The organism is Synechococcus sp. UW105 (assembly GCF_900473935.1).
Lineage (GTDB): Bacteria > Cyanobacteriota > Cyanobacteriia > PCC-6307 > Cyanobiaceae > Synechococcus_C.
On sequence record NZ_UCNN01000005.1, the window covers coordinates 52,884 to 79,058 of the forward strand.

General features: G+C 60.6%; 20 protein-coding genes. 7 read left to right on the plus strand and 13 right to left on the minus strand.

Annotated elements, in window-relative coordinates:
• Positions 1–2,382 carry a UvrD-helicase domain-containing protein gene (locus tag DXY16_RS00840; RefSeq protein WP_115118612.1) on the minus strand — a complete coding sequence of 794 codons (2,382 nt, stop codon included), beginning with the start codon at positions 2,380–2,382 and terminating at the stop codon, positions 1–3.
• An 80-nt stretch (positions 2,383–2,462) separates the two neighbouring features.
• On the opposite strand from DXY16_RS00840, the gene DXY16_RS00845 reads away from it, so the two are divergent.
• Positions 2,463–4,238, plus strand: coding sequence for a hypothetical protein (locus DXY16_RS00845; protein ID WP_137006993.1), 1,776 nt, complete (start codon positions 2,463–2,465; stop codon positions 4,236–4,238).
• Positions 4,239–4,252: 14 nt separating this feature from the next.
• On the opposite strand, the gene DXY16_RS00850 is transcribed toward DXY16_RS00845, so the two are convergent.
• From DXY16_RS00850 to DXY16_RS00865, 4 genes are read right to left on the minus strand one after another with little or no spacing between them, the layout of a single operon-like run.
• Positions 4,253–5,143: a sulfotransferase gene (locus tag DXY16_RS00850; RefSeq protein ID WP_115118616.1), complete on the minus strand. Its 891-nt coding sequence runs from the start codon at positions 5,141–5,143 to the stop codon at positions 4,253–4,255.
• A 2-nt stretch (positions 5,144–5,145) separates the two neighbouring features.
• Positions 5,146–6,651: a hypothetical protein gene (locus tag DXY16_RS00855; RefSeq protein ID WP_115118618.1), complete on the minus strand. Its 1,506-nt coding sequence runs from the start codon at positions 6,649–6,651 to the stop codon at positions 5,146–5,148.
• Positions 6,648–7,898 carry a CCA tRNA nucleotidyltransferase gene (locus DXY16_RS00860; protein ID WP_115118620.1) on the minus strand — a complete coding sequence of 417 codons (1,251 nt, stop codon included), beginning with the start codon at positions 7,896–7,898 and terminating at the stop codon, positions 6,648–6,650. Before DXY16_RS00860 ends, DXY16_RS00855 begins: the two co-directional genes overlap by 4 nt.
• Positions 7,891–8,991 (minus strand): hypothetical protein, encoded by a 1,101-nt coding sequence (locus DXY16_RS00865; protein WP_115118623.1) that lies wholly within the window; start codon positions 8,989–8,991, stop codon positions 7,891–7,893. Before DXY16_RS00865 ends, DXY16_RS00860 begins: the two co-directional genes overlap by 8 nt.
• A 146-nt stretch (positions 8,992–9,137) precedes the next feature.
• Between DXY16_RS00865 and DXY16_RS00870 the strand changes: the two genes are divergently transcribed.
• From DXY16_RS00870 to DXY16_RS00880, 3 genes are read left to right on the plus strand one after another with little or no spacing between them, the layout of a single operon-like run.
• Positions 9,138–10,124: an SIS domain-containing protein gene (locus tag DXY16_RS00870; RefSeq protein WP_115118625.1), complete on the plus strand. Its 987-nt coding sequence runs from the start codon at positions 9,138–9,140 to the stop codon at positions 10,122–10,124.
• On the plus strand, positions 10,124–10,687 hold the full coding sequence (locus DXY16_RS00875) for an HAD family hydrolase (RefSeq protein WP_115118627.1): 564 nt from the start codon (positions 10,124–10,126) through the stop codon (positions 10,685–10,687). The genes DXY16_RS00870 and DXY16_RS00875 overlap by 1 nt, the downstream gene beginning before the upstream one ends.
• Positions 10,680–11,549, plus strand: coding sequence for a sulfotransferase family protein (locus DXY16_RS00880; RefSeq protein WP_115118752.1), 870 nt, complete (start codon positions 10,680–10,682; stop codon positions 11,547–11,549). Before DXY16_RS00875 ends, DXY16_RS00880 begins: the two co-directional genes overlap by 8 nt.
• Positions 11,550–11,553: 4 nt before the next feature.
• Here the strand turns inward: DXY16_RS00880 and DXY16_RS00885 are convergent, their stop codons facing one another.
• Positions 11,554–12,369: a manno-octulosonate cytidylyltransferase gene (locus DXY16_RS00885; RefSeq protein WP_115118630.1), complete on the minus strand. Its 816-nt coding sequence runs from the start codon at positions 12,367–12,369 to the stop codon at positions 11,554–11,556.
• Entirely contained in the window at positions 12,369–13,073 is a 705-nt protein-coding gene (locus DXY16_RS00890; protein WP_115118632.1) for a hypothetical protein, read from the minus strand. Before DXY16_RS00890 ends, DXY16_RS00885 begins: the two co-directional genes overlap by 1 nt.
• Positions 13,074–13,157: 84 nt before the next feature.
• On the opposite strand from DXY16_RS00890, the gene kdsA reads away from it, so the two are divergent.
• The 3 genes from kdsA to DXY16_RS00905 are packed head-to-tail and all read left to right on the plus strand — an operon-like array spanning position 13,158 to position 17,618.
• Positions 13,158–14,009, plus strand: a complete 852-nt coding sequence (kdsA, locus tag DXY16_RS00895; RefSeq protein WP_115118634.1) for a 3-deoxy-8-phosphooctulonate synthase — start codon at positions 13,158–13,160, stop codon at positions 14,007–14,009.
• A gap of 7 nt (positions 14,010–14,016) precedes the next feature.
• Positions 14,017–15,837, plus strand: coding sequence for a hypothetical protein (locus tag DXY16_RS00900; RefSeq protein WP_115118636.1), 1,821 nt, complete (start codon positions 14,017–14,019; stop codon positions 15,835–15,837).
• Entirely contained in the window at positions 15,834–17,618 is a 1,785-nt protein-coding gene (locus tag DXY16_RS00905) for a hypothetical protein (protein ID WP_137006994.1), read from the plus strand. The genes DXY16_RS00900 and DXY16_RS00905 overlap by 4 nt, the downstream gene beginning before the upstream one ends.
• Here DXY16_RS00905 and DXY16_RS00910 read toward each other — a convergent pair.
• Genes DXY16_RS00910 through DXY16_RS00935 form a run of 6 tightly spaced genes read right to left on the minus strand, consistent with a single transcriptional unit; the run spans position 17,597 to position 26,112 of the window.
• Complete coding sequence (locus DXY16_RS00910; protein ID WP_115118640.1) at positions 17,597–18,460, minus strand: sulfotransferase; 864 nt, start codon at positions 18,458–18,460, stop codon at positions 17,597–17,599. The genes DXY16_RS00905 and DXY16_RS00910 overlap by 22 nt on opposite strands.
• A complete protein-coding gene (locus DXY16_RS00915) occupies positions 18,457–19,575 on the minus strand; it encodes a glycosyltransferase (RefSeq protein WP_115118642.1) in 1,119 nt (372 codons plus the stop codon). The genes DXY16_RS00910 and DXY16_RS00915 overlap by 4 nt, the downstream gene beginning before the upstream one ends.
• The gene (locus DXY16_RS00920) at positions 19,572–20,849 is read right to left on the minus strand and encodes a glycosyltransferase (protein WP_115118644.1); all 1,278 of its coding nucleotides are present in this window, start codon (positions 20,847–20,849) and stop codon (positions 19,572–19,574) included. The genes DXY16_RS00915 and DXY16_RS00920 overlap by 4 nt, the downstream gene beginning before the upstream one ends.
• A 1-nt stretch (position 20,850) precedes the next feature.
• Complete coding sequence (locus DXY16_RS00925) at positions 20,851–22,029, minus strand: glycosyltransferase (RefSeq protein ID WP_244281477.1); 1,179 nt, start codon at positions 22,027–22,029, stop codon at positions 20,851–20,853.
• Positions 22,026–24,287, minus strand: coding sequence for a glycosyltransferase (locus DXY16_RS00930; protein ID WP_115118649.1), 2,262 nt, complete (start codon positions 24,285–24,287; stop codon positions 22,026–22,028). Before DXY16_RS00930 ends, DXY16_RS00925 begins: the two co-directional genes overlap by 4 nt.
• Positions 24,288–24,294: 7 nt before the next feature.
• Entirely contained in the window at positions 24,295–26,112 is a 1,818-nt protein-coding gene (locus tag DXY16_RS00935; protein ID WP_115118651.1) for an ABC transporter ATP-binding protein, read from the minus strand.
• Positions 26,113–26,175: the final 63 nt, after the last annotated feature.

Below are 26,175 nucleotides of genomic sequence, written 5' to 3' on the forward strand. Positions count from 1 at the left end.
CTAAATCGGCTCAATCGGAGCCAAACGCGGATCAAGAATTTTGGGCCCCATCCCTGGGAACTTCACCGCAATCGATACCTTTTCACCGCTGCCAAAGGTGTGGGTGATCTCGCCGACGCCAAAACTGGCATGGCTCACCTGATCGCCCACAGCCCAGCTCTTACCAGGGGCAGGACCGGCCTGTCGGCGCCGCACTGCATTGGCAGGCGCACTACCCGGTTTGGACCGATCAACGCGGGTCAGCCGCTCCAAGCGCTGCTCCCGCCGGATCGCCGCTCCACCGGACCGAGGGAGGTCTCCCTGCACCAGCGCTTCTGGCAACTCAGATAGAAAGACACTCGGCACAGCTGGTTCGCGCATCCCACCCCAGAGGCGCCGTTCGCTGGCGTGCGACAGGAATAGGCGCTCCTTGGCACGGGTGATACCCACATAACAAAGGCGACGTTCCTCTTCAAGCGAGGCGGGGTCATCAAGGGAGCGATAGCTGGGGAAGAGGCCCTGCTCCAACCCCACCAGGCACACCACCGGAAACTCCAGGCCCTTGCTGCTGTGCAAGGTCATCAAGGTGACGCGATCGGCCTCGGTGTCCTTGCTGTCAGCATCACTGGCTAAGGCAGCAGAAGCGAGAAAGCCCTCGAGATCACCCTCGTCGTTTTCTTCCTGGTATTGGAGAGCGGCATTCACCAGTTCCTGCAAGTTGCGGCGGCGTTCTTCAGCCTCATCGGTGCCCTCGGCAATCAACTCACTCACGTAGCCGCTCTTCTCAAGCACCTGTTGGATCAGCTCCGACGGCATCGTGTCGTGGATGTGCTGCTTGAGATCGTTGATCAGCTCACAAAACTGAAGCAGCCCTCGAGCAGAGCGACCACCAAGCGAACGTGCTGCTTCCGGATCACTGACCACATCCCAAAGGGGAATGCCCAGCTGATTGGCAGCATCAGTGCAGCGCTGGATCGTGGTCTTGCCAATGCCTCGCTTGGGCACGTTGATCACCCTCAGCAGGCTGACGGTATCGGCCGGGTTGATCAGCAGGCGCAGGTAACCGAGCACATCCTTGATCTCGCGCCGGTCATAGAAGCGCAGACCACCCACCACCACGTAGGGAATCCGCCAGCGCACCAGCGATTCCTCGATCGCCCGAGACTGGGCATTGGTGCGATAGAGGACGGCCATGTCGCCCCAGCGCAAGTCGGGGTTGGCTGCCTCCATCATTCTGAGCCGGTGTACGACCGCTTCGGCTTCGGCGATCTCATCATCACAGCGAGTGAGGGTGATCAGCTCGCCCTCGCCACGGGTAGGCCGCAAGACCTTGTCGATCCGCTCACTGTTATTAGCTATGAGGGTGTTGGCCGCCTCCAGAATCGTGGCGGTGGAGCGATAGTTCTCCTCCAGCTTCACCATCGTGCGCGTGGCGTCATCAGGCGCCTTGTCACCAAAGTCGTCCTGGAAACCCATCAGGATCGTGAAATCTGCAGCTCGGAAGCTGTAAATGCTCTGGTCGGCATCACCCACCACAAACACTGAGCGTCCCGCCCAGTTGTCGTAGACCTGGGGATCCTTTCCATCGGTGACCAGCAGCTTGATCAGGTCGTACTGAGTGCGGTTGGTGTCCTGATACTCATCCACCAACACATGGGCAAAGCGACGGTGCCAATAGGCGCGCACTTGCTCGTTCTGCTGCAACAGCTGCACCGGCAACAGCAAAAGATCATCGAAATCGAGGGCATTGTTGGCGGCGAGGGCCTTGCGGTAGCGACGGTAGACATCGGCAGTGAGTTTGCCGCGCTGCCCCTCAGCATTGGCCTCCAACTGATCCGGCAGCCAGCCCTGGTTCTTGGCATTACTAATCGCCCAGCGCACTTTCTTGGGTTCGAAGCGCTTGGGATCGAGCTGCAGCTCTTGGGTGACGATCTCCTTCACCAGACTCTGGGCATCGGCCTCGTCGTAGATCGAAAACTGCTTGGTCCAGCTCAGCCCCTCGACATCCTTGAATTTGTCGATGTCGAAGCGGAGCATGCGCGCGAAGAGGGCATGGAAGGTGCCGATCCACAGCTCCTTGGTCACCTCCCTGTAGATACGGGAGCGCAGCTGGCGCTGCTCAACTGGCGGCAGGGTGCTCCAGGGCTGCCCAAATTGACTCTGGGCCAAACGCTGGGCCAGCAAGAGCTCCAGCCTCTCCTTCATCTCCCGGGCCGCCTTATTCGTAAAGGTGACTGCCAGGATCTGAGCCGGATCGGCGCCATGCTCGCCAATCAGGTGGGCAATGCGATGGGTAAGGGCCCGCGTCTTGCCACTACCAGCTCCCGCCACCACGAGCAGCGGCCCCTCGTGATGATCGACCGCCCGGCGCTGGGCATCATTGAGGCCGGCGAGAAAACTCATGGCATGAGGCTATCGCTCATGCCCCGCAGTGGAACCCGGCGTAGCCTCCTGCTCACCCAGGCTGCACGAAAGGGCTTTCTGTGCACATTCCTCCTTCGCTGCAACCACCGCAATCCATGCGCTGGCTGGTGGTGAGCTGCGGGCTGATTGGTTTGACCGCCATTGCCATCACGGTTGGGCTGATGGTTGGCTTCAGCGCGCTTCCCTCACCGACTTCCTCGGCAGGTCAACAGCTGCTGCGCAACTACAACAACCTCTCCCATGGAGTGGTATTTGCCAGCGTCGGTCTAGGCCTGATGGGTCTTTTAGTATGGGCACTGAGCCAACCAGCAGACAGCGCACATCAGCCATCTCAGGAACACAAGCCGCTGGGCACACAAGCCATGCGCTGGTGTCGCCACCACCCGCTGCTGCTGATCGTGTTCATCGCCTACGGGGTGGTGATGGTGCAACACACCTCTGGCTTCTACCCGGAATTGCAGGGCTGGCTGAGAGACATCCACAACGGCCAACTGATCAACCCCTTCCAGCTACGCGATGGCTTGATCAATGAAACGATGCGGGCCAATAGCTTTCGCTTCTTTCCGCTCGCCCACCAGGACCTGCACTTCCTCAGTTGGCTCACGCCCTACGTGAAGGTATGGAGCCTGGTGAGCGTCCTGGAACTGGTGGCGATCGCGCTGCTGGCCAACCGAGCGGTGACCACACTGAGCGGAGGGAGCGAATCGCCTGGACAGCTTTGGCTGATCAGCTTGCTGCTGCTGTTCCATCCCGCCACCGGCTGGGCCTTTTTCCAACTGATCTACAGCGAACGGTTGCTCACCCTGTTGTTCAGCCTGTTCATCTGCGCGGTCCTGGAGCATCAACGCACTGAAAGTCGCCACTCTTTCGCGCTTGCTTTTGGCTGTGCGCTCGTGGGGCTGTTCGTCAAAGACATCGCCGTCATTCTGTTCGTAGCGCCTGCGATCTTCACGCTGATGCTGGCTGCCAGCGGGCGAGATACTGGGAAGCGACAGTCTTACTCCCTGGAGTGGTGGCTGTGTGGTCTCAGCGTCGTGACCATCGCCGCCTACCTGGTGCTCAGCCTGCTGCCAAGCCTGTATGGAGGAAGCCATGGCTTTGCCAACAGCGATCGCTTAACGCTGATCGCTGATTGGCGCCTACTGGCGCTGACCCTGTTCAGCCTCACTCGCTGGCTGCTGATCGTGCGTGACCGCTGCAAGGCCAACTTGCTTGATGCACTCAACCTCGGAGCTCTGGCTTACGCCGCCGCGCTATTCATCAGTGTGGGCTACCCCTACGAGAGCTTCTGGACCCTGCCAGTGCAGCTGGTCACCGTGCTGGATCTGGCTTTGATCTGGAGCCGATGGGCTGCACCGGCGCTGCACCGCAAAACCACACCAGCCTTCGTGGGTGCTTTTGGCATCGCCCTCAGTGCCGGGGTGCTGGCGCTGGAGAGCGGGCAAGCGCAAACCTTCAGCAAACGGATCGGCAAGATTCAGGTGAACCAGCAGAAATGGCGCACCACCTTCGAAGAGCTGGAAGCGCTCCTCAACGAACGGCGCAGAGCCGGAGAACCGCGCAACCTGATCTTCATGCAAACCTGGTTCGGACGTGCCGAATATGAGCGCCTTCCCTATGAAAGGCTGATCGAACTCGACCCAGTGACCCGCACCTATTCCGTGGTGGATGGCATCGGTCGTGGAAGGCGATACCGACCCCAGCCTGGGGATCTACTGGCCAACATCGACAAACGCAAGCTCACGGTGCTGGGAGACGAAAGTAGCCGTTACGCAGAGGTTTATCGCTTCCGGCCCGGGATGAACTACGGAGCCATTTATGAACGCCAACCCTGAACAGGGCTGGTCGCTCAAGGGAAGGGAGACACCCCCGGCTTGATCCAGAGCCGCAGCCTCCGAAACAACCAGGCGGAACGGAGACGCACAGGCAACGTCCATACCAACACCCCCATTTTCTGGGAGAACGAGAGTTGCCGGCGCCAGCTCTGATCCAGCCGAATCTGATCGGAATGACCAAACCGCATGTCATTGCCGTGAATGTCACGGCGAATCCCATCGCGCCACTGGAACTGCCCCTCTTCAAGAGGAAGCCCAAGCCATTCCATCACCCGCGCCATCTCTTCACGCGGTTGTGCAGCGAGCCGCTCGTAATACACCCTGAGCGCCTGAACACCATGCAGCCTTTCACGGGTGAGAAAAAACAAGCGGGTGTAGTTGTAAGCCGCGCTCCTGAGCTGATCTCCACGTTTCCGAGCACTGTTCATCGAGCCAAAGGGACCGCGATGAAGATGCACTGGATACAAGACAAAATCAGCGCCCTGAGCGTTGGCGTCGAGCAGGCGCGACAGTCGCGGCAGCGATTTGGAGGAATCAACGATCAATCCGATACCACTCACCGCCGCGATCGCAGTGAATAACGCCTGGTTGTGGCGGAGGAATGTGGCATCATCCCCGTCATCCCCGAGCACAAGCTGATCTAAAGGACGACCCACTGCCTCGATCACGTGCTGCTGTACCTGGCTCCAAAAGGGGCACTGATCCGGCGCCAAGCGATGGCAGCTACACAAACGCCTCGTGGGATCTGGATTCGTGAGCATCTTCAGCTCACCGGCACTCACCACCTGGCTGTGACCACTCACCAGCAACGACAACAGCGTGGAACCGCTGTGGCCTCGACTCGTGATGTAAAGCACTCGAGGCTTCTGGGACTGCTGGCGCAGCGGCGGCGTCACTTCCGGCATCGTCAGCGATGCTCTGAATGTAGAGGTGTGACCAGGCGGCAACGCTGCACCTGGGCATAGGGCGAGGCACCGACGTCGGCGATCTCTGCCGTTTGGCACCGGTAGCCAGCACCTTCAGCCCGCCTGCGCAACACGGTCAGCCGCGGCCGCGCCCCCTTGGCATCTCCACTGTCTGCTAGCCAGAGGTGGTGAGGCAATGCATCTGAGGCCAGCACTTGATCCAATTCTGAAGTCCCACCCCAGGAGCGCGCGGGCTGGGCCATCCGACCAGCCGCCACCTCCATCTGGTCACTGAGGTTGAACAGCCGCTCGCGCCGGGAGAAGCGATGGGACTCTTCAGCCAAAGCACGACTGACCAGTTGAAACTGATCGGCTTCCCTCGCTCCATGGCCATTCAGCGACGGATCCAACTCAGAGAAGCTGTGCCACCACCAACTGCACAACAAGGCCCCCAGAACTACAGAGGCGCCAACGCGGCCGCGAGCGTTGAACGGCAACGCCGCCAGTCGCACCGCAAGCCAGGGCACGAACGCCGGCAACAGCACCACGAAATAACGGCTGAAAGCAAGCGGTTTCCAGAAGGAGATCATCAGCACAGCCACCACCATCAACATTGAGGGGATCAAGCCGCTGGAATCCGCTAAGTCGATCTTCTGCCCAGCGTGTTTTTCCTGCTTCGGATCAGCCAGCTCTCGCTGCAATCCACAACAGGCAACCACAGCAGCCGCAAGCACCAACAGGGCAAGTTTGGGCAGAGGCCAGAACCCGAGTGCTCGAGCCAGGGTGTCTTCCAGGAGAGCGAAATCCGGTCGACCGATCCAGGCACCTGTGCCACTGCGCATCAGATAGGTCGATGCCTGCAGCATCCAGACCAGCGCAGGAATCAGTGCCAAGGCTGCGGAGAAGGCGGCACGGGGCCGTCGCTGCCAGGCGTCCCAGCAAACGGTGGCGGCGAAGAGAAACAGACCGTAGTAGTGGGTGAGTGCCGCCAAGGCCACGCTGAGGCCATAGGCCAGCCATTGGCTGCGCTGACGCCACCACCAGGCCAGGGCCACGAGCAACACCAACAGGGCATACCCCTTGCCCTCGATTGCAAAACGCACGGGGTAAGGAGAGCAAAAAGCCATCAGAGCCGCCGCGGCCAGCGCCAACCGTGGCCTTGCCCATGCCTGCTGGCGAGCCAAGGCGCCTGCCTGGGCCGTGATCACCAAACCCCCAAACACATAGGCCAGCCAAGAAAAGAGGCGAAGCGTGACCGCTGAAGGCGGCAGCAACTGGCCCCATAACCAGATCAACGTGTAATAGAGGGGGGGATGCGTGTCCTGACGGAGCATCGCCAGCAAAGCCTCATAACTGGGCTGAAAACTCTTGCCGATGGTGTAAAGCTCGTCGCTCCACAAGCCAGTGGAATCAATCAGGGCCAGAGCTCTCAAAGCAAAGGCGCTGCCGATCAGCACCACCAAACTCGTCCCCCAACGCAGCAGACCAGGGCGCGATGGCCTCGTCATCGCATCGCCTCCAATCGCTGCAAACGAGACCGACGCAGCGCCTCCCCCAATTGAGGGCCAGGCTGCAAGCCGGATGCGATCAACTCCCGGGCCGTCTGCGGCGGTTTCACATGGCGCCAGCGCCCCCACCAACGCAGCAACGGTCGCCAGCACGTTCCAGCCCGGGCCACCTCCAAGGCAACCACCTCCGGGCTCCACGGTTTCGCCTCCAGCGCTTCGCTCCATTGCGCAGCGCTCCAGCCTTGCCAAGGCTGTTGCAACACCTCCAGCGTCAACCAGTCTTGCAAGTGCTTCAGTTGCTCGAGCCAGCGTTGCTGTTGCAGGGGCAGTTGCAGGCGCTGGGCCAGGGCCAGAGGGGTCTGGCTAGCAGCGACGAACACGCACAACAACGGCAACCCCAAACGATCGGCCCTGTGCAAACGCCGCAGTAACAAGCCGTCGCTCTGCAACTGCGAATCCAGCAAAGTCAGAGCGCCCCAGCTCTGCAAATGCATCAGCGCCTGACGCCAGGGTTCGCGGCCAAACAACACATCAAGCTCCATGCGCAGGCGCGTGCCGAGAGCCGGCGGCACAGCATCAGGCCTGTCTCCAGGGCGCCAGGACCAGGGCCACTCCGCCACGGTGCGCTGCAGCTGTTCGACCGCCTGCGGCGCCAGGCGAAAGTTGAGACGGGCGGCATAACGCGCTCCTCGGAACACCCGGGTGGGGTCGTCCTGCACACTTCCTGCATGTAGGAAGTTCAGCTGCCGGATTGCCAAGTCACTCTGACCGCCATGGAGATCAAGCAACTCCGGTTCAGCTTCTGGCAGCGGCAGCACGAGGGCCATCGCATTCACGGTGAAATCCCGGCGGGCCAGGTCATCACGCAACAGCCCGGGCTCGACCAACGGATTCTCCCCAGGCGCGGGATAGCACTCACGACGGGCACGGGCCAGATCCAATAACACTCCATCCAGCACCATCTCGACCGTGCCGAAACTGCCATGCACCCGAAGCTCCGACACCCGCGCCTCGCCGAGGCGCTGACGCAGAGAGGTCGCCAATTGCTCACTGCAGCCTTCCACCACCAGATCAAGGTCCGGGAGGCTCCGCCATGGTTCAAGGTGGTGGTGATGCAACAGAGCATCACGCACAGCGCCCCCCACTAAAGCCAGACGTAAACCACCGAGAAGACGGGCTTGCTCTTGTAAGGCGTCGAGCACGCTCTCCGGGATGCCAGGCAAATGCACAGGCGGTTGATCAGCCATCCGATCGCTCCATGCTGCCTCCTATCAAGGATTGATCACAGAGCTGGCGCAGTTGCAAAGCCAGACGCTCAAACTGAGCCGCCTCCAGAAAAGCCTGGCGTGCAGGGGAACAGACTCCACTCCCCAAGTCTGGATCGGCTTGGGCAGCCAGCAAACAGGCCTGAATCTGCTCGCACCAGAGCGGCGCCTCTGCCTTCAGTGGCAAATGCCAGATGCCATCCACACCGGACTGAAAGTCAGCGGCAAATCCTGTGGCCACTGAGAGCATCAAACATCCACTGACCAGACCCTCCAGAAAGGACACAGGCCCCCCTTCTTGGGCCGACACCGAGCAGACCAGACGGGTCTGGCGATAAACCGCGCCGTAGTCGCTGTGGGGAGCATCGATCAGCTCAAGCGCAGCAGGCAGAGGATATTCACAGGCCTGCCAACCATTACCCAGCACAGCCACACGCAGGCCCTGGTGGCTGAGCAGACCAATCAGGTCACAAAGCAGCGCATAGCGCTTGCGCTGGTGGTAGTTGCTGTTGCTGGAACCTACGTAACGACCCACAAACAGCACATCAAAGCGACGCTGGGCCAGGGGCCGGCCAGGGAAAAACAAACGGGGGTCGTAACCGGCTGGAAAGCGATGCAAGCGCTCTGACTCCACCCCTTGCATCCTGAGCAACGCCTCCTCATGGGCATTGAGCGCCAGCACCCCATGCAGACGACTGAGATCAGGCAGACCAAGACCGATCCGCACATGACTCATGTAGAGGATCACGCGCTCCGCTGGAATGCCGTCTCGCAACAAGCGCGGGAGATGCCCTTGGAACATCACCAACACGAAGGCATCCGCGCCCTCCATCATTGACGCCAGGCTGTTGCGATCCGAGGCCACCAGCAGCTCAGGGGCCTCGCCATCTCGCCAAACGCTGGTGGCGGTGAGATCACGCCAGAGGAAGTCGAGGATCCAACCCTGAGACCCTCCGGTGAGATAAGCAATCAAGCGACGGGGACCGGTGCCGGCCAATGCGCACTGCACCAGCGGTGGTCTGCGCGGCGGGGCAAGGCAGCCCAAGGCAAGCCGCAGCAGAGCACGCAATCCCATTCAGCGATGACCCCACACCCAACTGGTCCGCCCAGACTCCCTGGCCACAGACTTGAGAGCCTGGTTCACGATCACAGAGGAGCTGATCAGAAGCCTAGAGGCTGCCTCCAGGGCCCAGAATCAACGGAAGCTCCGCTGATTAGCCGTTGTCTGCCCTCACCCGCTGCCTGCAAGAGGAAGCAGCCGCTATCTCCGCCGCTGCCGATCGTCTCAGCAGTCATGAGGTGGAACAGGCGCTGAACCTTCTGGAGCAGTGCGCCGATCGCAAAGCGAAGCTGGTGATTACCGGCGTGGGCAAAAGTGGCATCGTTGCTCGAAAAATCGCCGCCACCTTCTCCTCGATCGGCCTCATGGCCCTCTATCTCAATCCCCTCGATGCCCTGCATGGGGATCTCGGGGTGGTCGCTCCTGACGATGTTTGCCTACTTCTCTCCAACAGCGGAGAAACAAGCGAGCTCCTCGAGGTCCTCCCGCATCTCAAGCGCCGAGGCACCGCCCGCATCGCTCTTGTAGGCAGGGCAGATTCCTCCCTAGCGCGTGGCAGCGATGTGGTGCTGGAGGCGGTCGTGGACCGAGAGGTCTGCCCCCTCAACCTCGCCCCAACCGCCAGCACGGCGGTTGCCATGGCGATTGGTGATGCCCTTGCGGCGGTATGGATGGAACGGCGAGGTATCTCGCCCGCCGATTTCGCCATCAACCATCCAGCGGGCTCGCTTGGCAAGCAGCTCACCATGACCGTGGCAGATCTCATGGTGCCGGCCACCAAACTTCCCGCCCTGCAACCCACAACCCCCCTACCGGAGGTGATCAGCCAGCTCACCCAGGGAGCGATTGGCAGTGGCTGGGTCGAAGATCCCACCAAGCCTGGATGTCTGGCGGGCCTGATCACGGACGGTGACCTACGCCGAGCTTTGCGAGATCACAGCAGTGATGCCTGGGCCAGCCTCAAGGCCACAGACCTGATGACAGTCGATCCGATCACGGTGACGGCCGAGTTGATGGCGGTCGAGGCCATTCAGCGGATGGAGCACAACCGCCGCAAACCGATTTCGGTGCTGCCGGTGGTGCATCCTGACGGCACGTTAGATGGATTGCTTCGCCTCCATGACCTGGTGCAGGCAGGGCTGGCCTGATGAGAGCACTGCTGCGCTCCCTTCAATGGCGACGCCAGCGCCAAGCCCTGAGCCAGATCGAACTACTGGTCATGGATGTGGACGGTGTGCTCACCGACGGCGGCCTTTGGTTTGATCCCAACGGTCTGCTGCAAAAACGCTTTGACGTGCGAGACGGGTTGGGCATCCGCCTGCTGCAACAAGCCGGGTTGCAATTGGCCTTCCTCAGTGGCGGCAAAGGCGGCGCCACGGAAGTACGAGCACGGCAGCTGGGGATCAACCACTGCATGGTGGGCATCAAAGACAAACCCGCCGCCCTCGAGCGACTACAAAAGCAGCTCAATGTCACCGCCGCGGTCACGGCCTTTATCGGAGATGACCTCAATGATCTGGCCGTTCGCCATCAAGTGGGGCTACTGCTAACCCCATCAGATGCCTGTCGCGCGGTTCAATATCAAGCCAATGCTGTACTCAAGAGCCGCGGCGGCCATGGGGCCGTTCGCGAGCTGGCCGAGTACATCCTCAAGGCGAAAGGGCTCTGGAAAGAACTAAGCCACAATGGCTGGAGAGACCGCAATGACTGACGGTTGCCCACAGACACCAGGCGTCTTTCTGCTGGGGGTCGGTGCCCAGAAGGCCGGCACCTCCTGGCTGTATCAACAACTGCACAGCCGCCGTGATGCAGATTTCGGCTGCCTGAAGGAATATCACGTCCACGACGCTCGCACCGTGCCGGAACTGGCCCGATTCCGCAACATCCGGATCCAGCCCAACCAACCCAAAACCTGGATTCAGCCCCGCAGCTGGCTGCGTCAGTGGTTCATCCACAACCCCGAGCGCTACACCGACTATTTCGCCTGGCTGTTGACGCGCCCCAACCTCAGGGGAGCTCAGATCCACCTCACTGGCGACATCACCCCCTCCTATGCCCTGCTCAGCGCAGAGACCCTGCAAGAGATCAAAACCAGCTTTGAGCAGCGTGGCATTCCCGTAAAACCGGTGTTCCTGATGCGCGATCCAATCGAGCGCATCATCTCCAGTCAGCGCATGAAACTGCGCAAGCAAGGACTCCGAGATGCCGGCTTGGAAGTGGAGACCCTGCGGAAGAGAGTGGCCAAAGGGCGAGGTCTACGCAGCAACTACGGCCAGACCCTCGATGCACTCGATCAAGCCTTCGGGTTAGAGCACTGCTTCATCGGTCTCTTCGAAACCCTATTCACCCCTAAGACCTACGCCGACCTCTGCCGCTATCTGACAATCCCCTACCAGGAACCGGCGTGGACTGAGAAGGTGAATGTGAGTGCCACGGCCACGGTCATCCCCGATGACCTGCTTGCCCAGATAGGCAAGCTCCAGGCCAAGGATCTACAAAGGGCCACCAAAGTGCTTCCCGCTCTCGATTTCAATCACCTGTGGCCCACCACCAGCCGCTGGTGCAAAGGTTGAGTCCTCAGCCGTGAGCCGCCATCTGCCGGGCTTGCTCCAGCTGCTCCGCAGTATCCACCGACAGCGACGTGCCTTCCACCGAGAAGGTAGCGATCGTGTGACCTGCTTCGATCAAGCGCAACTGCTCAAGCCGCTCTAAATCCTCAAGAGGCGAGGCAGGCAACTGATCCCAAGCAGCGAGTACATCGGCGCGGAAGCCATACATGCCCACATGGCCCCAGTAGTGGGTGTGCTGATGCCAAGCGGCGGGATCAACATCGCGAACGTGAGGGATGGCGGAGCGTGAAAAGTAGAGAGCCCGACCGTCATGGGCCAATAGGGTCTTCACCACAGCTGGGTTGTGGATGGTGTCGGGTTTAAGCCGGTACACCGGTGTGACAACGGCTGGCACCGGATCGAGCCGCACAAATTCGGTCGCCATCGCACTGACCACCTCAGGATCAAGGAACGGCTGATCCCCCTGCACATTGATCACCGCCGTGCTGACCAAACGCTCAGCTCGAGTGGGGAGATCCCAGCGATCAGCCACCTCACCCCAAGCCATCGCCACCAGCTGATCAGCCACCGACGCGATCCGCTCACTGCCGGAACTGCAGTCTTCTGACGTCATCAACACAGGGAAACCCCAGCCTTCTGCCAGAGCCTGCAAACGCTGGCTATCGGTGCACAGCACCACAGCCGCAGGCCCATTGGCCTTGGCGCATTGCTCCAGCACCCGCTGAATCATCGGCTTGCCGCCGATGTCGGCTAGCACCTTGTCGGGCAGACGGGAGGAGGCCAACCGCGCCGGCACCGCGACCACAGAACGCTGAATCGTCATCAGTCCCACAGCTTCATGGCGTCATCTCTGGCGGAAAACCACTCAGCCGCCAAGGGACCTCCCATCGTGCGCTGCTCTCGGAACCAGGGTCCACCCAGAGTCCAATGCAGCATCGGCGATGCCTCCTCGGTCTCTGGTGGTGATTGCACATCAACGAGGTGATTCCAACCGCCATCAAGAGCACCGATCTCATGGTCACCTTCCAGCCAATAAAAGCGGTGCAGCTCCAGACCAGAGGCAGAATTCACATAATCAACTGTGAGCTTGGTGCAACGGCTGCAGTTGAGCAGCATCAACGAGCTCCAGTTCTTCTTGGGGTAAGCGCTCTGCACCTCCCCGAGAAATTTCACCGTCTCCCCAGGCACATGTTCGTGCTGCACACACATGGCGCCGTAGCGGTCATCCCGCTGATCCCAGAGCGCCTTGATGTCGGCGCGGCAAAGCATGTCGCAATCCATGAACAGCGCCCAGCCCTGGTAGCCCATCAGATGGGGCACCAGAAAACGGGTGAATGAAAAGGCCGTGCTCTGCTTTGGATCGCGCTCGCGCCGATACAACCCCTGGGCCTCCAGCTGCGGGGTCACCAGCGGCGTGATCGCCAGTGGCATCGAACTGTGCTGATACAGGCTGTCAATCAGCACATTGGTGGCCGCACGCTCACGCGGGTCGTATCCGATAAAAATCGGGATCGGAGCGATCGCCATTCGCCTGCACCAGGGCCAATGGAGGCAGCCTAAAGCCGCTCCAGGGGCCAGCCCTAGGCTTCAATCCACCTGAGCTCCACCCCCATGGCCGCCCGCAGCGTTGCGTTGGGCAACATCCACTTCGCCAACGATGCACCTTTCGTACTCATCGGTGGAGTCAACGTGTTGGAGTCGCGCGACTTCGCTGTTGATGTGGCCGGCCACTACAAATCGGTGTGCCAAGCCCTGGGCATTCCCCTGGTGTTCAAGGCCTCCTACGACAAAGCCAACCGCTCATCGATTCACTCCTATCGGGGCCCGGGCCTGGAGGACGGTCTCCAGATTCTCCAGGCGGTGAAAGACACCCATGGCATTCCGGTGATCACTGATGTGCACAGCCCAGAGGAAGCAGCGCCAGCCGCTGAAATCTGCGACATCATCCAGCTGCCTGCCTTCCTCGCTCGCCAAACCGATCTGGTGGAGGCAATGGCCCGCACCGGCGCAGTGATCAACATCAAGAAACCCCAGTTCCTCAGCCCATCGCAGATGGCGAACATGGTTGAGAAGTTTCGGGAATGCGGCAACGAGCAGCTGCTGATCTGCGAGCGAGGCAGCAACTTCGGCTATGACAACCTCGTCGTCGACATGCTCGGCTTCGGGGTGATGAAGCGGTGCTGCAGCAACCTGCCGCTGATCTTCGACGTGACCCATGCCTTGCAGTGCCGCGACCCAGGTGGTGCCGCCTCAAGTGGCAGACGCAGCCAAATCATGGACTTGGCCAGAGCGGGCATGGCCGTGGGCCTGGCGGGGTTGTTCCTGGAATCCCATCCCAATCCAGACAAAGCTCGCTGCGATGGCCCCAGTGCCCTGCCCCTGGAGCAATTGGAGGCCTTCCTAACCCAGGTGAAAGCCATCGATGACGTGGTGAAAGCAATGCCCGCGCTTGAGATCAACTGAACCATCGATGAACACTGACGACAGCCGTCGGCCGCTGCCCCTTCTGGCCTGGATCAATACCATCGCCAGCGTGCTGATCGGCCTAGGGCTCGGCGGCTGGCTGTGGCTGATGCAACACCGCAATCTCTTGCCCTCACCAGAGGTGAGCGCGGGTAAAACGCTGCTCAAGCAATACCAAGCCACCTCCCACGACCTGTTTCTGGCGCTGCTGGCCCTCAGTGTGCTCACGCTGGTGGTGCTGATCCGCCGTGCCCAGCATCAGCAAGAGCATTCCCTAGGAACAACCGACCAAACATCGCGGCCCAACCAGCTACTGCGCTTCACCCGTCAGCACCCCCTGGTGCTCGCTCTGTTCGCCGGCTACACGGTGGCGATGGTGCATGGCACCACCTGGATGTATCCCGAACTGGTGGGCTGGTTCAAGGACATCCCCGAAGAGCATCTCCTCAACAACTTCTCGTTCCGCCACGACTTCCTGCGCGAAACGATGCGACGCGACGACTACCGCTTCTTCCCGCTCGCCCATCAAGATCTGCACATCCTCAGCTGGTTCACCGGTTACGTGAAGATGTGGATGCTGGTGAGCGCCGCTGAGCTGTTCACCATCGTGGTGGTGAGTGCCCGGTTTGTACGCAGGCTCAGTGGACGTACCCAGATTCCGGCGCTGCTGCTGATCACCAGCTTGCTGCTGTTATTCCATCCCGCCACCGGGATGGCCTTCTTTCAGTTCTCCTATTGCGAACGCTTCCTCACGTTCATCCTTGCCCTCTACTGCGGCGCCTATCTGCACCATCACCAGCACCGCGACAAGGCTTCGTTTTATGCCGCCCTACTTTTCGGTCTCATTGGCATCTTCATCAAAGACATCGCCGTGGTGCTGTTCGTGGTGCCGCCCGCGGTGATGCTGATCGCTGGCAGCCTGGGGTTGGTGGAGGGCCGTCCCAGCTGGACCAGCAGCTCACGAGCGAAATGGGTAGAGGCCTATCGCCTCGAGCTCTGGCTTTGCTCCCTGGCTCTGATCTTTCTGCTGGCCTATGTGGTGCTCTCCCTGCTGCCCAGCGCCTTTGCCAACAAGGGCTCCTACAACAAAAACAAGGGCTTCCTGTTCGCCCCCGACTGGCGCTTCTGGTGTCTGATCGGCTTTTGCCTGGTTCGCGCCGCGTCCATCAGCCTGGGGCGCAGCCGCGTCACCCTTCTGGATGGTCTCAACCTGGCAGCTCTGAGTTATGGCGCCGGCTTACTGGTGTTGATCGGCTTTGAGTCGCACAAGTACCTCAGCCTGCCCGTGCAATGGGTGACGGTGCTGGATCTTTGCTTCATCTGGACCTGTTGGATCAGCCCTGCACTTGAGCGTCGCAGCTCAGCAAGGCTGGCTGGTGCTGTCGGATCGGCGGTCGTGCTGGGAAGCATCGGTCTCGACCACCTCCAGCCACCAAACGTCGCGGCCAGCGTGAGCACCATCAAGGTGCGTCAACAGTCGTGGCTGGAGGCATACCAAGCCATTGATGCCACCACTGCTCCGATCCGCACCCGGGGCGAAGCCATCAACCTGATCTACAGCAAACAATCGTGGTTCTCGGCCAAACGCCACCTTGGCCGCCTTCGCTTTGATCGCCTGATCGAATTCGACCCGCAGCGCAACCGCTTCAGCGTCGAGGAAGGCACGGGCAAAGGCGAGCCCTACACACCCCAAGTGGGCGATCTGCTGTTCACGATCGACAAAGACGCCAGCACGCTTCAACCGCTGCTCGAACGCTGGCCCACCCAACTGCTCTACCAAGACAACAACGGCCAGAAGAACGGCCGCATTTTCCGGATTCAGCCATGACGATGGCCATGGTGAACCGGCTGATGCTTTGGCTGGCGGGGATCTCCGGCGGAGTTCTGCTGATCGGGCTTGGCTTGTGCAGTTGGCTCGTGCAACACCGTCTGCAACTCCCTGATCCCCTGCTCCCCGAAGGATCTGCACTACTGGAGAACTACAACGGCCTGGCCCACGAACTCTGGCTGGTGGTGCTGCTGCTTCTGATCGGCCTCCTGATTCTGGCCATCAATCAAGCTCCTGCTCCAGCACAGGCATCGAGCCATCCCAACAGCCTGCTCAGCCAGGCCTGGAGGTTCATCCTTCGCCACCCGATCGCCTGCGGTCTGCTGACCGTCTACGCGCTGCTGATGGTGAGCGAGAGCAGCTGGTTTTACAAGGAGATCGTCACCTGGTTCGACGACATCCATAACGGGCTGCTGATCGACAACTTCGGCCCACGGCCCAGCTTCATCGGTGAAGCGATGGGCCGCAACGACTTCCGCTTCTTTCCCCTCTCCCACCAGGACCTGCACATCCTCAGTTGGTTCACGCCCTATCCCAAGGTGTGGGCACTGATCAGTGCCGCCGAACTCGTGGCCACCATTGGCATGAGCGTGGCCGTGGTGCAGCAAAGCCTCAGGCCCACCAAACCTCAAGCTGCCAAGGCTCCCGCAGTCCTGCTGATCGGCTGCAGTCTTTATCTGTTCACCAGCTCAGCGGCCTACAACTATTTCCAGTTCATCTACAGCGAAAGGCTTCTCAGCCTGCTGCTGGCGCTGTTCGCCTTTCACTGGCTTCAGCATCGCCAAACAGGAGACCGTCGCTCCGCCCTACTGGCCCTGATCTGGGCCCTGATCGGCAGCTTTCTCAAAGACACCGCCATCGTGTTGTTCGTGGTGCCAGCGATGGCATCCTTGCTCACCCATCCACCACGCCAATGGACAAATCAGAGGCGACTGGAACTCAACCTGCTCTGCCTGGTGCCCTTTTTTCTGGCGAGTGCCACCTGGTTGAGCCTGCTGCCGAGCCTTTACCTCGGCGTTCAGCGCTACGACTCCAGCCTGCGGTTCTCCGCCTTTGAGCTCGACATCCGCACCTTTGTGGTGCTGATGTTCATCCTGGTGCGTCTGGTCCAGTGGAGCCGCCAGCGCAGCGACTTCTCGTTCTCGGTGATCGACGGCCTCAATCTCGGAGCCCTCGCCTATGCCCTGGCCCTATGGGCCCTAGTGGGATTCAAAAGCACCAGCTATATGGCGCTGCCGGTGAATTTGGTGGCGGTGATCGACCTGCTGATGATCTGGGCCGTGGTCATCAGCCCGTGGCTGCTGAGCCGTTCCAGCCGCAGGATCACCGGGGCCATCGGCATGGGCCTCAGCCTCTCGATCGTGGCGGTGGAACACCGTTTCGCCCATCACTTCCAAGAGCGCTTCACCTCAATCCGCAACACCCAACGCTCCTGGCGCGCCACCTTTGATCAAGCCCAGGTCCTGGCGCGCCAGACCAGGAGGAGCGGTGAGCCGGTAAACCTGATCTTCTCGAAGTCGTGGTTCAAACACTCCGACTACCTGCGCACCCTCCCCTATGACCGCTTGATCTACCTCGACCCCGATACTGGCCTCAGCAAGGTGATCGATGGCATCGGCCGGGGCGAGCGTTATCAAGCGCAGCCGGGAGACCTGCTGTTGGATCTCGACTCAGGCAAGAAGCTCAAGAAATACGGCATTGATCTCAGTGGCTACCGGCAGATCTATAACTTCGATCCCGCCGTCAGCAACGGCCACATCTACCGGCGAGAAGCGGAGTAAACCAGCCGCCGATTGAGGGCAGCTAGCGGTGGCCAGGCCAAGGCGAGCTGAGCGATCCCGGCCCCATGGCTCATCCAAGCAGCGTCGTAGTGAATCGCCGCCCCTTTCTCGGCATCGAAGCGCACACGATTGCCAGAGAGGATGTGGCTACCCGACTGAGCCACCGGAGCCAGCATCGCAGGAGCGAAATCCAGCTCCAACCAGTCACAGAGGCGACGCAAGCTCTGCTCCGGCCGCAGGGCCAGCTCCTCGTAGCCGAGACGGAACACTGGCTTCCCGCACCTCTGCAGCTGCCGTTCATGGCGTGCACTGAGACGCCACCAGCGCAGCAAAGGCTGAAGACCAGGCAGCCAGCGACCCCTTTGACGACCATCGCGAGAGCGGGAATGCACCCAACTGCGCACATCCCTCGTGAGATGAATCACCCGGATCTCCAGAGCCGGATCCTCAAGCAAGGGCAGCACGAAATCGTCTTGATACGACTCCACCACCCATGAATTCATTCCTGGACCAGCCGCTGAGGGTTCGAGCGCCGCCAGCAAACGCTTGAGCTTCGCGGGTAGGGGTTGATCGTCATGGGCGGGGAGCCAGCGCAGGATCGGCCCCCACACTGGGCAGGCATCTGCCACCAGGCCGCAGGTGCACTGGCGCTGATAACGCAGAGCCCCGCGCAACTGGGCGGGCCCACGGTGGCTGTCTTTGGCTGCAGGTTTCTCCAGCAACCGCACCGCCTCACCCAGCCCCGTGATCTGGGGATGGGCACCCAAGGCCAAGTCGAGAATCGTGGTGCCGCTATGACCCAAGCCCCGGATCAAAAGAAGCCGTTGTTTGCCGCCGCTCATGCCACCCTCTCCGCCTTGGCATGGGTCTGGATCAAAAAGCGACTGAGATCCTCCAGATGCTGCTCCAGGGTGAACCCCTGCTCCACATGGCAACGGCCTGCAGCGCCGAACTGGGCGCACAACGTTGGATCCTGAAGCAACCGTTCGATCGCCGCGGCCATTCCCCTCACATCGCCTTCCTCCACCAGCACGCCGGTCTTGCCATCGATCACCACCTCAGGGATCCCGGCGTGGCGCGTGGCCACCACCGGCAAACCACTGAGTTGCGCTTCCATCACCGCCACGGGATTGCCCTCACTGTCGCCATCCGCTGCCACCAGGGAATGTTGGACGAACACCCGCACTTGCCGCATCAAGACCGCCACATCAGCCTGACTGTGCACACCGAGGAAACGGATCCGCGGCCCCAGATCCAGCTGCTCCGCCAAGGCTTTCGCTTCCGCCAGTAACGGCCCCTCCCCCACCATCCAGAGCTGGCCATGAGGCTGGGCAGCAAAGGCACGGATCGTGTGCAACGGGCCCTTCTTGGCCACAAAGCGCCCCACCGATAGACAGACAGGAGGCGCCACTGCCGGCTCACTGCTGTGGAACAGGTGGGCATTCGCTCCGGATGCACTGATCAAGATGCGATCTGCAGGCGCGCCCAACGCCTGCAGTGTCTCGGCCATGGGCTGGGATTTACAGATCAATCCTTCCGCCAAACCCATCAAGCGGCGGTAGCGGCCGCGTAACACACCGAGTTTGCTCTGCGCAGAGAGGTCCGAGCCGCGGAAATGCACCACCAGGGGCACCGCCATCACCGGGGCCGCCTCCATCACCCGCACGGCATGGAAACCAAACTCCGCCAAGACCAGATCGGGCCGATGGCGGGCGATCAAGCCTCGAGCCACCATGGCTGCCGGCCAACCCGCCAGGCGCAACAGCCCTAGGCGCGTGCAGACCTTGCTCAACAGCACCGCCAGGCCATAGGCCAGGCGAGCCGGTTGGTTCCAAGGGCGTTCATCACCGAAGTAGGCCTGCACCTCGAACGGCAACCCCGCCAGATTGGCGCGCACGAAGGTTTCCGATGCCGCCCGGCGGGTGGGGGCAAACACCAGCAACCGTTGCAGGGTCATGGCTGATCCACCAACGACTCCCAGATCGGACCGACCACAGGCCAATCCAACTGGCGCAAGGTGTCTCGCGCCGCAGCACCTAAGCGCTCCCGCAACTCGGGATCAGCACCCAAGCGATCAAGGGCTTCGGCCAGGGCGAACGGGTCATTGCTGGGGACCACCAATCCGCTGACACCGTCCTCCACCACCTCCAGCGGCCCGGGCGACGCATCAGTCACCACCACCGCAAGTCCCGCGGCCATCGCTTCCAACAAAGCATTCGGCATGCCCTCGAAGCGGGAGGGCAACACAAACACGCCGGCCTGCAGAAGAAACGTCTGAGGATCCGAGCGAAAACCGAGGAACTGCACCCGCTCCTGCAAACCGGCCTGCTGCACCTGCTGCTCCAACGCCTCCCGTTCCGGCCCATCCCCCACAAGGGTCAGCGTCCAGTTCCGCGCCGCGCCAGCGGTTTGAGTTAGAGCGCGAATCAGCACATCGATGCCCTTTTGCGGCACCAGCCGCGCCACGGTCACAAACCCTTGGCGATCTCCAGCCGACCCCACCGCAGCAGGCACCACCGGCATGGGAAGCGGGTTGGGAAGTAACGCCAACTGACGGGCCTGGAACAACGGCACCAGGCTGTCCATCACCCCAGCCGTGTTGGCCGTGAGCACGTCCGCCCTTCGGTAGAGCAAGCGGCGAAAGCGCGGCCAGGGGAACGGCAACTGTTGCTTGCGGAGGTCATTCCGTTCCGACACCACCAAATGACAATCTCGCGACCACAGGGCACTGCAGATCCGCATGTTGGTGCGGCTGAGAAATGACACCACCCGTGTGGGGCAGTGGCGATGCAGCAACCGCTCCAGCTCCCAGGAGGGCGGGCCGTCAATCCCATTCACACACCAGCGCAGCAGCTGAGAGCGCCAGTGGCGCTGGCCGGGCTGCACTGGCTCCAGCACCCCCAGCAGAGGCCCCATCAAAAGACGTGCAAGCAAGCGATGCAGCCGTCGCTTCGGGGCCAGAAAGCGGCGACCACGCGCCAACAGTGAACGATTCCAGTGATCCCGCTTCCAGAGGGCATCCACCGCTGGCGCAAGATCGGTAACCAACAGCCCCTCTGGGATCGCATGGGCTTGGGCAGGACCGGGCAGCATGGTCACTAGGCGCACGCGCCAGCCTTTGGCCATAAAAAAGCCGGCCGCAAGCAACGCCACTTTCTGAGCTCCTCCAGGTCCCAAGTGAGGCAACACCAGCCAAAGGTCATCGGCGTTCTCATGCGCGGCTTGCTGCATGTCAGTTCGCTGCCGCCTCCTGCATCACGCGTTCAAGAGCTTGCATCAACCGCTGCTGCAACGCCGCTGGGGCATACACCTTTCGCACGTCCACCGCTTGCGCGGCTAAGCGTTGCCGCTCCCCAGCATCCGCCAACAAGCCCGTCAGCACCTGCAGCCATTGGGCATCAGATGCCGTATCAGGCATCAAACGACCGTTCACGCCGTCTTGAATCAGATCAGCAGGCCCCTGAGGGCAATCGGCGGCCACGCAACAGCACCCCGCAGCCATCGCCTCCAACAACACATTGGGGAACCCCTCGTAGCGGGAGGAGAGCACGAAGAGCTGAGCTCGCGCGTACCAATCTGCCAAGTTGCCGACTCGGCCAGGGAAATGCAACCGCGCCTGCAGATCAGGCTGATCAACCAGCAACGTGCGCAGATCCGCCTGCTGATCGCGGCCATGATACGGAGCTTCATCTAAGCCCACGATCACCAACTGCAGCCGCGAATCAGCCTGCGCCAGAGACATCCACCAACGCACCAGACGATCGAAACCCTTCTGATCCGCTTTGGTTCCCACAGCCAACAGCAAAGGATCGGAGGCCTGGCAGCCCCTAGCGGCAAGCCAGTGCTGAGGCTCAAGGCTGGGATGGAAACGGGTCAAAGGCCACTGCACGGGATTGGGCAGCAACAACTGGCGATGGGCGCCCAGATGGGCTGCCATCCACGTCCCCACAGCACGGGTTTGAACCAGGTGGAGAGCCGCCCAGGGATAACTGAGCCGGCGCAGCCCACTCCAGAGCCGTCCAATCCGCTTCAGCGGGGGATAGTTGCGCTCCGACACCACACAAGGCACTCCCAACAGTCGCGCTGCAAAGAGCAACTTGATGGCTGGAAGCGACGTGACGCCAATCGCAAGCCCCACGTTCTGATCATCCAGCCAGCGCTGCAGACGCAGCACCCGGAAAGGGAATGCCAACAGGCCCAACCGCCGCATCCAGGAGGCATCCGCAGGCTCTACCGCCCGCACCACGCCAGCGGGCAGTGGATAAAAATCCCAGCTGAGGGGCTTGCGGGTCAGCACCAAGGGCTGCCATCCCGCCAGATGCAGCCAACGGGCCCAGGTCAGGGTGACTCGTTCGGCCCCTCCGAGTTTGAGGCTGTCGATGTAAAGCACCACGCGCCTCGGGGGACTCAAAGCGGCACTCCAGCGAGATAGGGCCTGAACAGAGGCAACACATGGTTCAAACGCTCCTGACGAATCGCTTCACTGGCCAGCTCCCGTTCACTCTTGAGCATGAGCAACATCAGGCTGGGCAGCGCCTCCTCAGCCGCTCTTACAGCATCGCTCTGGTGCTGAAGCTGCTCCAATCGCTGGACTCTCTCCAACACAGCATCGGCAAAACCGCGGTGATTCTCCTGGGCCGATTGCTGGTCAAACAGGCCGCGATGGCAGTGGTGGTGCACGCGCTCAATCACGCGTGCTGTGCGTTGCATCAGCGCGGAATCACGCTGAGTCCACGCTTCCAACACGTTGATCAACAACACCCGCAGGATGTTGCGGGTAAGCCGGTAGGAGGTATCGGCATCAATCGCTTCCAAATCCAACCGCTCGGCCCAGTCCAGGCAGCGCCGGCCCAGAACCGCCAGGTCGTCAAACTGTTGCAGCCCCAGCTGTAAGCGCAGAAGCGTGGCGTAGCACGACACCAACAGCTTGCTGCGGTTACGGCGATTCGAGCGCAAGCACAGAAGTGTGCCGGGATCCTGCTCGAGAGCGGAGGCCATCGCGGCAATCGCCAGGGCCGACTGGCGCATGCGCACTTCATCCTTCACATCCACACAGCGATGCGCCAACACCACCTGGCAGTAGTTGAGGGCATAGAGAGGGAGCACCGTGCTGGTGACCAGTTCCTCAAACAGCAACACCTGCTCATAACGCTCCGATGGGCGATTGCCACGGCGAAACAACAGCTGCTTGAGCTCCCCCACATGGCCATAGCCATGCCAGAGCTGCTCCATCACCAACCTGGCCTGGCGGTACTCGCCGCAGCGCACGAGCGGTAACACGAGCCCTCCTTTCAGAAGGCAATCGCCCCATCGGCTCTTGGCTAGCCCCTGCAGCACCTTCACTGCAGCACGAGGGTGGCCGGCACGCATCAGGCGATGACTGATGGCCACCAACACCCGACTGGCAAGGCCTCTCACCAAGAGCCCTAAACGCTGAAGCAACGAAGGCTCGATGCCCAGCGGATCAGATTGATTGCGCTGGGCTTCCGCCAGAAGGCCCACACGATCCAAATAGGCCAACATCGAAGCGGTGCGCGCTTCATAGGTCTGGGTTGCCGCCCGCTCCAGACGCTGCTGGAGGCTCGGACCGTCTCCTGCTAAGGCCGCCTGGATCGATTGCTCAAACATCGTTGTCTCAGGCGGGCACAGCCAGGCCACATCACCGTGAGCATCAAGTGCCGGAATCGCGGTGGCCACCACCGGCAGGCCCGACGAGAGGTATTCGAAAAACTTCATCGGGAACATGTGGCGGGTGTAGCCGTTCAGCTGCAACGGCAGCAGAGCCAGGTCGGCATGCGCCAGCCAGCCAGGCAACTCGCCGTAAGCCACAGATCCCACCAACTCCACGTTTGGGCAAGCCTTCAGCGCAGCCACATCAGTGGAGGGATCGCACTCCCCCACAGGGCCGATCAGCACAAACGTCCATTCTTGGTGGCGCTGGGCGAGCTGAAGCAGCAAGACCAGATCGAGCTTGTAAGCATCGATCGCCCCCATGAACAAAAGCCTCGGCCGGGGGAGCGCCTGAAGTCGCTCAGGACAAAGCCAAGGACGGTTGTCATCGCCCAGGCGGGCACGACTGAAATGGGAGTGGTCCGCCACATTGCCAAACAACAGGGTGTGGTGGTTCGAGTGCTTGTGACTGATCTGCAGTTGCGGCGATGTGGCAAACACCACATCCACAGCACGCGACAGAGCCTGCTCATTGGCCTCGATGCGGGCCACGGGCATCCCGGGCTGATCCTGAATGCGATCAACGCAGTGATACACGCTGCCCGCGAAGCTCTCGGGGTCGAGATAAAGGGTGGTGAGGGGGTTGTAGGTCCAGAGGATCGGGTTGCTGAAGCCCAACCAACGGCAAGCCAACTCGAGCCCGCCTTGCAGAAACTGGCGATTGAGCTTGAGAGCCGTGCCGCTGTGACCACCAGGCAACACAGGTGGCGACCACACCCACAGCCGTTCACGCCGTTGACGGGGGAGTTGCAGCAATCGCCGAAGACGCCGGACGATGCGTGTGCGATCAGCAGAGCCCACCCGCGGCGGGCGAATGCCGAGCGATTCCACATAAAGCACGCGGTGTCCAGCCTCCGCCAAAGACAGTGCGGTGTGCTGCTTGTTCGTCCAGAGCGGATGGTCCCAGTCTGCAGTGGCGAGAACGATGAAATCCGCCATTGCTCTCTTATTCGCCCTCAATCAAGGCCATCTCACGGAACGAAGAAGAACGTTCCTGCAACTGCTGAAAATCACCGCTTGCAATGATTTCACCTGCTGCCATCTCATAAATCAGATCGCACTTTTTCACCGTGGAGAGACGATGGGCAATCACGATCGTGGTGCAACGGCGACCGACGATATCGAGAGCCTGCATCACATCATGCTCAGTCTTGTTATCAAGAGCACTGGTGGCTTCATCCAGCACCAACACCTTGGCACCCCGGAAGAAAGCACGAGCCAGCGAGAGCCGCTGACGCTGGCCTCCAGACAACTTGATGCCGTTCTCTCCGATCATCGTGTAGAGGCCATAGGTCATACCCGCGACGTACTCATCAAATTGAGCAGCCTCCAGAGCACTCCATACAAGATCATCATCAATCGTGTCGCTGTCGCATCCGAAGGCAACGTTGTCACGAATGCTTCCATCAATTAAACGAATCGTTTGAGGAACAAATGCACAATTGGCCTGCCATGCAGGAACCTCCTGATCAGTCACTTCAATACCGTCGAGTAGAAGTTGGCCTGAGGTGGGCTGAAACAGTCCCAGCATTAAATGCGCGAGCGTGGTCTTGCCACTACCAGTGCGACCAACTAAGGCGATCCGGGCACCGATTGGGATCGAGAGATTGATGCTGCTAATCACAGGGTTGGCATCTGGCGCATAGGCAAAACTCACATCCTTGAGCTGGATATAACGACGGGGCATCACACCCTCGGGAGTGGGTACTCCTGGGGAACTGATCAGATAGCGCTCGGGCTTGAGACTAAGAAGCTCGAGGGCATCGGCAATCTCAGGCAGTCCTCCGCGAAGACGATTAATGCTGCGGAACATCGACTGCAATGGCCCAGAGATACGCAGCAATGCCACAAGCACCGCCGACAGCGCAGGAATGGCATTTTTGACTCCCTGGGAATCACCGCTCAGCAAAGCAGGAACGATTCCGACGACAAACAAAATCGTGATGCCAGCCGGTTCGATCACGAGTCGCGGCACATCTGGGAGCAAACGACCGATACGGTCGTAGCGCTTGGCAATCACGCCATCGCGAGCAAATCGGGAAACAAAATAATTTTCAGCTGAATAAAGCTGTACCTCACGCATCGAGCGCAGAGATTCCATCAGCAACAGATTAATCCTTCGCCCATAGCGAATACGCTGCTTCGTGGCAAGGCGTAGATAGGGAGTAATAATCTTAGAAGCCAACACATAGGCCAGAAGCATCAAAGCAAATACAGCCAATGCCTTCGTGCCAAGCACCAAAACTACGCCGATTAAAAGCGAACTAATCGAAACCACATTGCCCGCGATCAGAATGATCGGACTAATCACTCCCGTAGACACACTATTGAGGATACGGTTAAACTTTTCAGACAGATTAGCCGTGCGCTGACGAATAAAGAACCCATACTTCTGACGCATCAGATTGTCATACACCTTGTTGACAAGATCATTCCAAACCTCAGCACTGAGCAGGCTTTGCATCAATGCCACAGCAAAACGGATCCCCGATGCCAACCAGAAGGAACCGATCAGCAATGCCACCAACCAACCAGATTGATCAAGCAAACCGCCGCCGAACACCTTGATGCCTGGCAGATAATCCTCTAATCGCGCTCCCGCCAGTAGACCAACAAGACGCGCCAGCAGCGCCACCAGAAACACATCCAGCAAACCCTGAAACAGGGATGCAATCAAAACGATCACCAACAACCGAAGACGCCGTCGTGGCAACTCGCGAAGCAGCTGGCTGAGATTGCTCCAGGTCTGACTTTGCAAGGGCATGAAGGCCGTCAGAGACTGACCTTGCAGCTCACAAGGCAGTCAGAATTCAGATGAAATGACCTT

Excerpts from the sequence above, each read along its gene's own strand:
- DXY16_RS00885 (WP_115118630.1), bottom strand. The coding sequence starts at position 12,369 with ATGACGATTCAGCGTTCTGTGGTCGCGGTGCCGGCGCGGTTGGCCTCC.
- kdsA (WP_115118634.1), top strand. The coding sequence starts at position 13,158 with ATGGCCGCCCGCAGCGTTGCGTTGGGCAACATCCACTTCGCCAACGAT.
- DXY16_RS00840 (WP_115118612.1), bottom strand. The coding sequence starts at position 2,382 with ATGAGTTTTCTCGCCGGCCTCAATGATGCCCAGCGCCGGGCGGTCGAT.
- DXY16_RS00860 (WP_115118620.1), bottom strand. The coding sequence starts at position 7,898 with ATGGCTGATCAACCGCCTGTGCATTTGCCTGGCATCCCGGAGAGCGTG.
- DXY16_RS00920 (WP_115118644.1), bottom strand. The coding sequence starts at position 20,849 with ATGCAGCAAGCCGCGCATGAGAACGCCGATGACCTTTGGCTGGTGTTG.
- DXY16_RS00865 (WP_115118623.1), bottom strand. The coding sequence starts at position 8,991 with ATGGGATTGCGTGCTCTGCTGCGGCTTGCCTTGGGCTGCCTTGCCCCG.
- DXY16_RS00905 (WP_137006994.1), top strand. The coding sequence starts at position 15,834 with ATGACGATGGCCATGGTGAACCGGCTGATGCTTTGGCTGGCGGGGATC.
- DXY16_RS00855 (WP_115118618.1), bottom strand. The coding sequence starts at position 6,651 with ATGACGAGGCCATCGCGCCCTGGTCTGCTGCGTTGGGGGACGAGTTTG.
- DXY16_RS00875 (WP_115118627.1), top strand. The coding sequence starts at position 10,124 with ATGAGAGCACTGCTGCGCTCCCTTCAATGGCGACGCCAGCGCCAAGCC.
- DXY16_RS00850 (WP_115118616.1), bottom strand. The coding sequence starts at position 5,143 with ATGCCGGAAGTGACGCCGCCGCTGCGCCAGCAGTCCCAGAAGCCTCGA.
- DXY16_RS00900 (WP_115118636.1), top strand. The coding sequence starts at position 14,017 with ATGAACACTGACGACAGCCGTCGGCCGCTGCCCCTTCTGGCCTGGATC.
- DXY16_RS00935 (WP_115118651.1), bottom strand. The coding sequence starts at position 26,112 with ATGCCCTTGCAAAGTCAGACCTGGAGCAATCTCAGCCAGCTGCTTCGC.
- DXY16_RS00915 (WP_115118642.1), bottom strand. The coding sequence starts at position 19,575 with ATGACCCTGCAACGGTTGCTGGTGTTTGCCCCCACCCGCCGGGCGGCA.
- DXY16_RS00880 (WP_115118752.1), top strand. The coding sequence starts at position 10,680 with ATGACTGACGGTTGCCCACAGACACCAGGCGTCTTTCTGCTGGGGGTC.
- DXY16_RS00910 (WP_115118640.1), bottom strand. The coding sequence starts at position 18,460 with ATGAGCGGCGGCAAACAACGGCTTCTTTTGATCCGGGGCTTGGGTCAT.
- DXY16_RS00930 (WP_115118649.1), bottom strand. The coding sequence starts at position 24,287 with ATGGCGGATTTCATCGTTCTCGCCACTGCAGACTGGGACCATCCGCTC.
- DXY16_RS00890 (WP_115118632.1), bottom strand. The coding sequence starts at position 13,073 with ATGGCGATCGCTCCGATCCCGATTTTTATCGGATACGACCCGCGTGAG.